Source organism: Shimia gijangensis (genome assembly GCF_900142085.1).
Taxonomy (GTDB): domain Bacteria; phylum Pseudomonadota; class Alphaproteobacteria; order Rhodobacterales; family Rhodobacteraceae; genus Shimia; species Shimia gijangensis.
Genome location: NZ_FQZQ01000043.1, coordinates 1 through 11507 on the forward strand (window position 1 = coordinate 1; position 11507 = coordinate 11507).

Sequence of the window (11507 nt, forward strand, 5' to 3'; positions counted from 1 at the left end):
GGGTGGGACCGATATCCGGGTGATCCAGGTGCTGCTGGGGCATGCCAAGCTGGAAACGACGACGATCTACACGAAAGTGGCAACCAAGACGATCCAGGATGTGACCAGCCCGCTTGATCTGCTGGTGAGCCGGGAGGCTGGTCCCGGTTAAGGCGGGCGGCCTTGCCTCGGCCAAAACTGGAGGTCGCGGATATCTTCCGCACCCATGGCGCTACCTATCGCCGGGACCACGCCGGGCACCTGAACCTGCCGCAACTCAAGGTGATGTCTGCCATCGAGAATTGCCGGACCGCAGCGCTCGGCGGGCATGTATCGGCCTGCACCAAATGCGATCATCAGCACATTGCCTATAACTCATGTCGTAATCGACATTGTCCGAAGTGCCAGGGCGCGGCAGCGAAAGACTGGATGCAGGCGCGGATGGAGGATCTGCTGCCGGTCGAATACTTCCATGTGGTCTTCACGCTGCCAGCCCAGATCGCCGACATTGCCTACCAAAACAAGGCAGCCGTCTACGGTTTGCTGTTCAAAGCGTCGGCGCAAACGCTGCTGACTATCGCTGCCGATCCAAAGCTCCTTGGTGCCCGGATCGGCATGACATCGGTGCTGCACACATGGGGATCTGCGATGACCCACCACCCGCATGTGCATGTCATCGTGCCCGGAGGAGGCGTATCATCGGATGGCACGAGGTGGATCGCCTGCCGCCCGGGCTTCTTTTTACCCGTGAAGGTCCTGTCTCGGCTGTTCCGGCGCTTGTTCCTTGAAGGGTTGGTCCGATTGCACAAAGCAGGCGAGCTCAAGTTCTTCGCCGATCTGACAATGCTGGCCGATCCCGAAGTCTTCGCGGCCTACCTCGCTCCACTGCGCAAAACCGACTGGGTCGTTTATGCCAAGCCACCCTTCGGCGGGCCCGAGGCTGTGCTGGCATATCTGAGCCGCTATACCCACCGCGTAGCGATCTCCAATCACCGCCTCGTTAGTGCTGACGCCGAGACGGTATCATTCCGATGGAAGGACTATCGCATCAAGCGGGGGGACAGGATGAAGATCATGCGCCTGCCGACAGCAGAGTTCATCCGTCGCTTCCTGATCCACGTCCTGCCGTCGGGCTTCCACCGCATCCGCCACACGGGCTTCCTCGCGAACGGTATCCGCCGTGCCAGGATTGCAAAGATCAGACAGTTGTTGAATGCCGAGCCAGAACCCGCTCAAGCGCCGGATGAGGCAACCAGCGCCGAATGCGACGATCAACCCGCGCACCCGCCTTGCCCGAAATGCGGCGGGGCCATGATCGTTATCGAGATCTTCCTGCGCGGCCAAGCACCCAAATCCCGGGCACCACCATGGGAGGACGCCGCATGACCAGTCCAACCCGATCGGCCTCGCAACGAAAAGGCACCGGACCAGTCAGTGCGGCCATCTCTCCAAATCATACGTGGCATCAGCCCTGTAGCCTCATGGCGAGAGGCCAACCAATCAAGACGTGTCGGGAAAAGAAGCTGACAAACACCGTCGGTCGTCACGCAACCGTGCGCTCTCAACGTTCGACATCGCAGCCGTAACCCACAATCCACATAGACCCAAAACAGCCCGCGCTTTCCTCCTTGTCAGATTTGTCGCCGCTGCAACTCACGCTGACAGCAGCCACAAACCTTGAACAAATCGGCCTGATGCAAGTGCAGCGATATTGACCTTCCTGCCTCGACCAAAATTTATAAAAGAGTTGCGGCGGTTCAGCGCGTTTTTCCCGAAAGCGGTCATTCAAAAGGAGCCTAGTAGCCAAAACCCAGACTGGTCGTACACCGCGCAGGTGTCCCGCATCTAATATGCGAACATACAGTCCTTTGGAGAAACAGTCCCGGTAGACGGCAGGTTAAACCAAGCTGGAGTTTGGGAGTGTCGGCCCTTTTGTACGTGCGGAACACGCATCCATGTGCCCGTCAAAAGTGCCGCTCACCGTTGATCTTCACGAAAACCTCGTCGAGATGCCACCGCCAGTTCGAGTAACACCGCATCTGGCAGACCCATTTCTACGGATCTCGACTGCGAACAGTGGGCCAAACCGGTTCCACCAAAACCGCACAATTTCGTGGCTGACATCAATGCTCCGCTCGTGCAGAAGATCTTCGACATTCCGAAGCGATAGCGGAAACCGAACATACATCATCACCGCCAAACAGATGATCTCGGGGCGGGTTTTGAAATAGCGGGAAGGGGAGCGTTTCGTCATGGCAGGAAGGTGAATTCACACGCTGGCCGCCTCAAGGCAATTTCTTCTGACAGTGCCGTTTGAAATTGTCTGAAAGTGCCGCTTCCATAGAGTTGGTGCCAAGTCGAGCTAAATTAGTTAACATGAAGAAATCGCAACCATCGGGACCTCTCATGGACCATAGGGAAACACAAAGTGACAGACGTCAGGTCACCATCCTATTCACGGATATGGTCGGCTACACTGCGATTGTGGCCGGGCTTGGAGAAGAACGTGCGGTAGGCTTCACCAAGATGATCTATGACATGCTGTCGAGTGTGGTTAAGGCTCGGGGCGGCACGGTGCGGGGCTTTGCTGGTGACAGTATTATGGCCGTATTCGGCATCCCCGAAGCGTTGGAGGATGCTGCCCTCAGATCCTGTCGCACCGCCTTGGCCATCCACGCTGCCTTTGAAGAAACCGCCGACAGTATTGAAACTCGGTTTGGTGTGCGGCCAAAGATGCGGGTCGGCATCTGTTCGGGCTCTGCCGTCATGGCCTCGGTCGAAGGCGAAGGCGCGGAACTGACCGCCGTCGGCAATACCGTAAACCTGGCCTCGCGCATTCAGTCCCTCGCCCCCGAAGGCGGCAGCCTGATCTGCGATACCTCGCGGCGGCTGGTCGAATGGCAGGTTGATCACAGCTTTGGCGGCACGCACGAAATCAAGGGTGTCACCGGGTCACAGAAACTGTGGCAGCTGCATTCCATCAAAAAGGCCTCAACCCGCTTTGACGCTTCGCTTGCGCGGGGACTCAGCGACTATGTCGGGCGCAAAGACGAGCTGACCGCCATGGCCGACGCGCTGGAAAGCGCTGGCAAGGGCCTGCGTGTGGTGGATCTTGTCGCGGAACCGGGGCTGGGCAAAACCCGTCTGGTATTTGAGTTTCTGGAACGGGCCACGGCGCAGAATGTGACGGTTCTGGCCGGGCATTGTTCCACTGACGGCCAGCAAGTGCCGTTTTTTCCATTTCTCGAAGTGCTGCGCCGGTCGTTCCGCCTGCGCGACAATGATGATCCGGACCGCATTATCCGCCTGCTGACCAAAGGGTTGCAGGGGGCAGACCTCTGGTCCGAAGAAAACCTGGGCCTGTTGCTGAACCTATTGGGGCTGGAGCCCCCCGATGGGGCCCTGCAAGGGCTCGACGGGGTTTTGATCGGGTTGCGCACCCGCGATCTATTTCCGGCCCTCCTGGCCGCGCAATGCCGCGAAGGTCCGGTAATTCTGCATCTGGAAGATGTGCACTGGCTGGACAGCGCCTCGGAAGAGCTGGTCAGGAAATTGATGCAGCAGGACAATCAGTCCAATCTTCTGGTGATCCAGACCCGCCGTCCCGAATATGTGCCAACGTGGCCGGACGCGGGGTCAGTAACAAAGATCGCCCTCATGCCGCTCAGCGATGGAGACATTGTGCAGATCGCCCAAAAGCGGCTCGGCGCCCGGGACCTGCCCGAGGCCCTGATCCAGCAGGTAACCGAACGCGCCGGAGGCAATCCGCTGTTCGCGGAAGAGATCGTTGCCTTTCTGCGCCAGGAAGGCGCCATCACGGTGACCGAGGGCGTTGTTGAGTTCGATGCAGACCTTGGGGCAACCTCGCTGCCGCTTAGCATGCAGGGGTTGCTGACCGCGCGCATTGACCGGCTTCAACCGGAACAGCGCAACCTGCTGCAGGCTGCCGCCGCCATCGGGCGCCGCTTTGCCCCGGCACTATTGTCGGTTGTTCTTGGGCATTCTGTTGATCTTGATCTGGAAATGCAGCGCCTGCGCGATCTCGACATTGTCTATCGCGACCATAAAACCGATGACTTTGCGTTCAAACACGTGCTGCTGCGCGAGACGGTTTATCAGGGGCTGTTGTCACAGCCTCGAACCGATCTGCATCTGGCCATTGCCTCCGCTGTGCAAGAGCGCGCAGCAGGGCGGCTGATCGAAGTGGCCGAGACGCTAGCCTATCACTACAGCCTGACCGAGCGCAGAGATCTTGCTTTTCAGTTTGCCGCCATGGCGGGGGCCAAAAGTTTGGGCATTTTTTCACTGGGCGAGGCCAACCGCTATCTGACCTCGGCGCTGAAGCTTTATGAACACGATCCCACCTGCGCCAGCGACGTACAATACGCGGCCCTGCTGGCAGACTATGCCCTGTGCTCGAACGTGTCGCTCAGGGTGAAAACCATGATGAAGCTGGCCGATCAGGTGCGTCCCTTCCTCAATGCATTTGGCGACAGCCCGCATCATGTGCATTTCCTGCACCACTATGTGTCCTGCCTGATCTGGAACGGTCGCTATCTGGATGCCATCGACGTGCAGCACGAACTGTCACAGATGGCCAGCCGACTTGGGGACCGGGACACTCTGGCCTATGCCATTGTCAGCGAATTGGTGCTGTCCTGCTACACCGGCACCCTTTCCAGCGATGCGTTTGAAGCCAAGCGCGTTGAGGCGGAACAGATCCTCGATGGATTGGACGACGCCTATCTGCAGAACTTTTTCTTGGCCCATATCGGCTGGAACGCCGTGTGCCGGGGCCGCGTTGGCGAAGCACAGGACGCCGCCGAGCAGATGGTGCTGCATGGACGCAAAATGAATGATCCCCGTTCACTGGGTTATGGTGTCAGTATGAAGGCGCTGATCGCGCTGGCCAGCGATGACCACCAGCAGGCGTTCGAGATCTCAGAACAGGCGCGGCTGATGTCGAGGGTACAGTTCGAGATCACCATTGCAGATGCTGCGCATTATGCGGCGATGATCCCGCTGGAAATTCCCGGCGCTGCCAAAGAGGTGCAGGCCTATTGCGACCGCTGCGCCGAACGTGGCTGGACACTGTTCGCCTCGACCACCGATACGATGATGGGCGTGGCGCTGGCAATCGATGGAAAGATCGATGAGGGCCTGCGCCGGATCGAGGTCAGCATTGCCAAACGGGAACAGGAAGGCTTTCAGATCGCCGCCGACTGGTATCGGCTGTTCCTGAGTGAAGTTTACCTTGAGATCCTGTCCGGAGAGGGCGACGCGTCAATGGGCGTGTTGTTCCGCAACATCCGCTCGCTCAGCAAGGTGATGCTGCGCGGTGGCAAGCTGATCCCGCAAATGATCGAAAAGGCCTGCGCCAACCCGATGTTCGACCCCAACGGGCACCATATCGGACGCGCCGAGATGATCCTGGGTTTGCTTTACAAGATCAAGAAAAAGCAAGATCTCGCGCGCAAGCACCTGACCGAGGCGCAGCGCATCGTGGCCCCCACTGGCCCGTCACCGATGCTAACACGGATCGAGGACGCGCTGGCCGAACTCACCTAAAGCTTCGACAGATAGCGGATCGCCGTCAGGCTTGGCAAAAAGGTATAGGCCCCACCGCGCACCCTCACGAACCGGGGAAAGCCGCGAATGGTAATCCTGCCACCCTTTGGCAGGGTCAGATCAAAGCGGCTGGTCTCGGGCGTGTTGGCCCCCAACAGCGGATCGTTCGAACCGGTGATGTCGGGGCTTTGCAAGCCAACATTCAGCCAGTCGCACATGACCGCCTCAAATTGCGCGCCCAGATTGGCCCCCAGAAAGTTGCCCAAAAGCCCGCGTTCACGTTTGTCGGGGTTCTTGCGATCAAAGGTTTCGGGGTCGAAATCCGGACCATACGACATGCCGCGCCGCACCAGACGGCGGGTATAGGTCGCAATGCGCTGCACGATGGGTCCACCGCGCGGATTGGCACGCCGCATATGCGCGCCCGCCGGACAGCGTGATTGCGCGGTGTAATCGAAATTCGTCAGCGACACGTCGGGATCCGGATCCATGGTGTCCGGCGACAATTCGTACGGTGTGCCATTGCGCCAGCGCCCGCACATCTGCGCTGCCACGATCTCGCGCAGGGCGGCACGGCGATCCAGCCCCTTGCCCACTGTCTTTTCGGCGCCGGGCGGCAACAGCTTGTCGGCATCCTGGTGTTTCAACAGGAAGTCGGCGGCCTCGTCGAGATAGATCTCGAACTCATACGAGGCCTGCGCCAGCACCCGGAACGCGTTAAAGCTGCCGTTCAGGCCCAGAGCATCGGGTTGCGGTACGCCAAACGTCATGTCCTCCATCGAAGTGGGATAGCCCAACAGGATCGTGCCCAGCGGGTCCAGCGGTTCGTCGACGGTGGCTTGCTTGGGGTTCTTGACCCATTTGAATTTTGGTTGCGAGATACTGTCTTTATAGCCAAAGAACACCTTGCCCCGCCCGAGGCCCCGCCCGTCGCGGGCCCCGCGCACGGTAAACGCCTTGGCAACCTGCGCCTCAACGCGGTCAAGCTCGTCCTCTTTATCGGCGTGGATCGAGGCGACGATATGCAGCTTTTCCGGCGCATCGAAGGGCGCAGGCCATTTGTCCGGCGCACTGTCGCCAAAATCGCCCAATTTCATGGCGCGTTTGGTCATGCCCTCTGCAAACTCAATCGGGAATGTGCCCAAGGTCCGCCGCGACACCCCCAACGCCTTTAGCCCCTCATAGGTCAGGCCGATGTTAAAGTTCGACGGCGGCGTGTCCTTGCCCCAATCGCTGCCCGGCGTGATCCTGGGCACCGCGTCACTCCCACTGTTGGCCGCGACCCCAAGGAAGCGGCGCGCGGCGCGTGCATCGGTCACTTCCAGCATCAGATGGCGCACCAGATGACGACTGTAGCTGCGCAGGATGTTGCCCTGAACATCGCGTTCGACCGCGTCGATATCGACGGTTTTGTTTCCCAGTTTGTTCACCAGCCCACTCCAAATTTATCGCGCACCTGCGCGGCAGAAAACCCAGGGTACGAGCGATAGCCCCCGCCCAGCGACAGATTGGGATTGGCATGCAATTGCAGGATCAGATCGCGCGGCAATGTCATCAACTCATGTGCAGGCCCGTCCGTCGGCAGCCCCTTGGCCGCATCCTGCAAAGCAAACAGATCGGTTGGGAAATCCGGCGCCTGAAACAGGTCATGCTGGTGCACCCATTCAATGAATTCTTCCACGTGGTCGGCGGTGGGCATCATATGCTCGGCCCCCTTTATCTGGCCGATCACCGCGTCGAACACGCTGCCGATCGTCTCAATAAAGTCCCTGATATAATTACTGAAATCCCCGTCGTAGACCGAGATCATGCAAAGATTGTCGCCCAGCAGCAAAAACCGCGCCGTGTGCACGGTGCCAACATTGTCGAGGCCCGAGAAAATCTCGTCGACATTCTGTGCAATCGCCATCGCCGCCATTGCGCGCCCCACGGGTGATGGGTCTTTCAATGGCATGACCAGGTTCATCATGCGCTGCACATTTTCGCTGGTTTGCGGCGATTCCCGTGGCCCGCCGGGCAGCTTTGGCTTCGGGTCGCGCCAGATCCAGTAGGGCACGACCACATAGCGCGACAACAGTTTGAACCAGCCCCGCGTCGGCAGGCTGTTGACATAAGCGTTGAACCAGCTGTTCTTATTGGTCATTTTCTGCGCCTCCTGAGAATGGGCATGGATTGGCGTGGCGCTTTCCGCTGGAATAGGCATAGGCCCCTTTCCTCAGATGCAGCACCGGATCATCCGAGGCCCGGATCCCCGGCGTCAGCAGCATCGGGTTGAAGCTGAGCTTTTCAAAATACTCATCCTGTTCCCTGGTGTCGGCGGCCGCATGGTTCAGCGTCAGCGTGCCCATCATGATCCGCTGCCGGTGCGGCGGCCAGGGTTTGGTGGAATCGTCAAACGCATCCCCGGTCTCGCCGATCTGCATCATCAGCGTGAAACGCGAGGTGTGATCGGCCAGCCGGTCACGTAATCGCCCTTTCAGGTATGTGTCCTTGGGGGTCTTTAGCGGATCTTCATTCTTGACCCCGTCAATCGGTTGCCAGTTGAACCGCACCCAGCGGTCAACCTCGTCCTGACCGGTCACCACAAAGGTGTGCACCGCATGATAGGCCGCCCGCAGATAGCTGACCGGCGCGCCGATACCCGCCGCCTGAAACACCGCAAGTTGCGAAAAACGGTTTGCGTTGGCGAATTTCATGGCGCCCTCATTAGGGCTGATCTCTTCGTTGGGATAGGGATCGGGCTGTGGCGGGATGAGATGCAGCATCTGCCAGATCTTTTTCCACGGCGAGACCCAATGCACCTCAGTCGGCTTGGCCGCGAGGGTGAAATCCAGAAATTCCTGAGGCGTTCGGGCAAAAAACTCGGGCAGCGTCATCATGATCAGATCGGTGTCGGTGCCGTCAGACAGGTGAAACCGCGTCGCCATACCCCGCACGTCGGACCATCCGTCATGTTCGGTCTTGCTGCCCGACCCGTTGGAAAATCGAAGCGTTGCCTCGGTGCGCGGATTTACAAAATGATCCGCCTTGCAATAATTCGCCGCCACTTCGGACGGCTCAAAGAAACCTGTCGCACCGATTCCGATCGCGTGCACGGGGCGTAAATCCTTGCTGCCATCGGGCCGCAAAAGCTCGTCCACAATGCGCTTGGCAATGTCTGAGTAGTGCATGTTTGTTGTCCCCCCGAACACGTTGGTTCTTCAGGCAAAAGTAAAATGCCTCACTAAAAACAAATACATAATTAGCTAAAACTTAACCGGTAAACGGCTTTTACGCAATTTTTTGGATCGCTCTACCGTTGCGCCATCATTGGGCAGCACACGTTGAACTGGCTCAAAAGCCTTGCACGACAAGCAATTAGGCAATTGTCAGCACGACAAAGAAAACTGGTTGGAACGCCGGCTTCGACCTATGATTGATGCATGTCACATACATTTTTTCAACACGGAGTCTCTTATGTCTGATCACTTTGCCATGGCAGCCCGCATGATCAACGCAAGCATCTGTGCGTATAATATTTTCGAAAACGGCGCCAAGCCTCCGCCCGGTCCTCCGGTTGACCGCGAGGTGCCCTCAGCCGCTGCCGATAGTTTCTATCAGGTTGTACCAGCCTATCAGGACGCCGTTGGTTTCGCGTCACCGGCATCAGATTATACCCCCGCGTTCTTTGCCTGCGGCAGCGATCACACGGATGCAGCACTTGTTGGCCCCATGGCAGACGGCAATGTCGTGGTGGCGATACGGGGAACCATCCCGCCGTCGTTCCAGGACAACGATCTGATGGCCTGGATTACCGACTGGATCAACGACGCTAAAATCGTGCCGCACAGCTGGGATCCGGTGGGCACGCATTATGGGCATGTCGAACACGGCTTTGGCGATGCGACCAAGGCGCTCTGGCCGTGGATCCAGGCGACGCTCGCCCCGCTTTTGGCCGATATGTCCGGGACCGTTCTTGTGACGGGTCACAGCAAGGGCGGCGCGATGACATATCTGGTGGCGTCCCTGATCCGCGAAACCTGGCCCGAGCTTGACGGTCGGATCGAAGTGCATGCCTTTGCGCCCGCTGTGGCCTTCGACCGTGGCTTTCTCAAAGTGTACACCGCCAAGGGATTGGCCGACAAAACAACGCGCTATCAGGTCGAGAATGACATCGTTCCGTTTTTGCCATTCTGGTCGGACGCCAATGTCTGGTCCAAGATCGAATTTTCCGGCTGGGCACATGAGTTGGAGTGGACCGCTGCGGTGGAAGCGTTTCGCATGGCCACCGGAGGGGGGTACACCGTTGCAGGTGCTTTCAGGTATTTTGACAGCGCCCATGATTTTGTTCCGGACGCGCGGGTCGACACCTCGGCCCTGGTGGCTGTCGGAGAGGCGCTGGAGGCCAAGAAATACAGCCTGATTGCAGATGCCCACAGTGCCGTGAACAGTTATCTGCCCTGTTTCTCACCTGTTCCCAAATCCTCCGCCGCCTAGATCAAAAGGCATGACAGCGCCGCCAGGATGGCGCGAAAGACCAAATTGCGCTAAAGATGCATTGTCTCTGTCTGTTTAAACCTTTGGTTTTGATGGCATCAACACGGACGCGGCCATATCGGACCGCTCTTTTCAGTCGGAATATCGGAACCGCCAAATTTGAGGAGCAAAAACTGTGAACATTGAACTTAAACCGGTGGCAGGTGGTCTGGGATTTCCCGAAGGCCCCGTGGCCATGGACGACGGATCGGTCATTTTTGTCGAAATCGAAGGCAAGAAACTGTCGCGCCTTAAGGATGGCACAGTCTCGCTCGTGGCCGATATCCCCGGCGGACCCAACGGCACCGCCATCGGGTCGGATGGTGCGGCCTATATCTGCAACAACGGCGGGGTCTATGACTTTATCGAAATCCAGAAAGGGGTGCGCATCCCGGCGCCCACCGGCCCCAGCAAGAACTACACCAGCGGCTCGATTGAGCGCGTAGACCTCAAGACCGGCGCGGTCACCACGGTTTACAAAAGCACGCCCGAAATGCCGCTTTTGACGCCGGATGACATCGTCTTTGACAAAAACCGCGGCGGATTCTGGTTTACCGACACCGGTCTGCAGTATCCCGACCACATCCAAAAGGGTGGTCTGTTTTTTGGCACAATCGACGGTGCCCCGCTGAAACGGGTGTGCACGATCACCACCCCCAATGGCGTCGGCCTGTCCCCGGATGGCGACACACTTTATGTCTCGGACACGATCTTCGGTCGCCTCTGGGCGCTAAAGATCACCGGACCGGGTGAGGTTGAGGCAACGCCGATGCCGGATATGCCGGGAAAAATCGTTCAGACCCTGCCGGGATTCCACTGGGTCGACAGTCTGAAGGTTTTGGCAAACAACAATGTCTGCGTTGGCACCATCTCAATGACGGGTGGGGGAATCACCACCTTTGATACCTCCGATGGCACCACCAGCGAAGTGAAAGTGCCCGATCCGTTTGCCACCAATTTGTGTTTTGGCGGGCCGGATATGCAGGACGTGTGGATCACCGCGTCCAGCACCGGGGTTCTGTACCACGGTCGATGCGCGGAAAAAGGGCTTCCGCTCGCCTATTCTGCTTGAAGCGTGCTATCAGACAAATTCGAACTGGTCGCTACGAGGGTGTTGTCAGGCGAGCTCGAACCAGTCTCTACAATGCCACAGAAGCTGTCCTGTATGCCGCGCAAAGACCGCGCCACTCGGCGAACAGCGGGCTTGTCCGCAACTCGGTCATAGACGCTCGAAAACTTGCTGCGCTCGCGACAAATGTCCGCTTTGTTTGCTGCGGTGCGGTGGGTGTATCAAGCTACTTGGATTTCTGCATCTGCGAGCGCCAGCGCCTATCACTTCCGCTTTGGGCTCAAGGACGAAACCGCTGCCGCGGTATTGGCGCTTGTGGCGGGCGATGCGCGCTGATGCGAACGAGGTGGATTTTGCGAACTGACGAACCTGTCTG

General features: G+C 58.5%; 7 protein-coding genes and 2 pseudogenes. 5 read left to right on the plus strand and 4 right to left on the minus strand.

All coding sequences use genetic code 11. The features are described 5' to 3' along the window. Nucleotides 1-151, plus strand: a pseudogene (locus tag BUC32_RS21080) (integrase); the annotation flags it as partial. A gap of 11 nt (nt 152-162) precedes the next feature. Beyond that, nucleotides 163-1365, plus strand: coding sequence for an IS91 family transposase (locus BUC32_RS19405; protein WP_073257139.1), 1203 nt, complete (start codon nt 163-165; stop codon nt 1363-1365). 581 nt (nt 1366-1946) lie between these two features. Here the strand turns inward: BUC32_RS19405 and BUC32_RS19410 are convergent. After that, nucleotides 1947-2233 (minus strand): annotated as a pseudogene (locus tag BUC32_RS19410) (IS6 family transposase); the annotation flags it as partial. Between the two features lie 152 nt (nt 2234-2385). On the opposite strand from BUC32_RS19410, the gene BUC32_RS19415 reads away from it, so the two are divergent. Next, on the plus strand, nt 2386-5547 hold the full coding sequence (locus BUC32_RS19415) for an ATP-binding protein (RefSeq protein WP_175556979.1): 3162 nt from the start codon (nt 2386-2388) through the stop codon (nt 5545-5547). Here the strand turns inward: BUC32_RS19415 and BUC32_RS19420 are convergent. From BUC32_RS19420 to BUC32_RS19430, 3 genes are read right to left on the minus strand one after another with little or no spacing between them, the layout of a single operon-like run. Further along, on the minus strand, nt 5544-6977 hold the full coding sequence (locus BUC32_RS19420; protein WP_073257145.1) for a Dyp-type peroxidase: 1434 nt from the start codon (nt 6975-6977) through the stop codon (nt 5544-5546). The genes BUC32_RS19415 and BUC32_RS19420 overlap by 4 nt on opposite strands. Next, a complete protein-coding gene (locus tag BUC32_RS19425; protein WP_073257148.1) occupies nt 6974-7690 on the minus strand; it encodes a hypothetical protein in 717 nt (238 codons plus the stop codon). Before BUC32_RS19425 ends, BUC32_RS19420 begins: the two co-directional genes overlap by 4 nt. After that, on the minus strand, nt 7680-8717 hold the full coding sequence (locus tag BUC32_RS19430; RefSeq protein WP_073257150.1) for a catalase: 1038 nt from the start codon (nt 8715-8717) through the stop codon (nt 7680-7682). The genes BUC32_RS19425 and BUC32_RS19430 overlap by 11 nt, the downstream gene beginning before the upstream one ends. 286 nt (nt 8718-9003) lie before the next feature. Here BUC32_RS19430 and BUC32_RS19435 point away from each other — a divergent pair, with 286 nt between their 5' ends. Together BUC32_RS19435 and BUC32_RS19440 are read left to right on the plus strand one after the other, a co-directional pair. Continuing rightward, nucleotides 9004-10023 carry a lipase family protein gene (locus BUC32_RS19435; protein ID WP_073257152.1) on the plus strand — a complete coding sequence of 340 codons (1020 nt, stop codon included), beginning with the start codon at nt 9004-9006 and terminating at the stop codon, nt 10021-10023. A 175-nt stretch (nt 10024-10198) separates the two neighbouring features. Beyond that, on the plus strand, nt 10199-11134 hold the full coding sequence (locus tag BUC32_RS19440) for an SMP-30/gluconolactonase/LRE family protein (RefSeq protein ID WP_220387650.1): 936 nt from the start codon (nt 10199-10201) through the stop codon (nt 11132-11134). Nucleotides 11135-11507 lie beyond the last annotated feature (373 nt).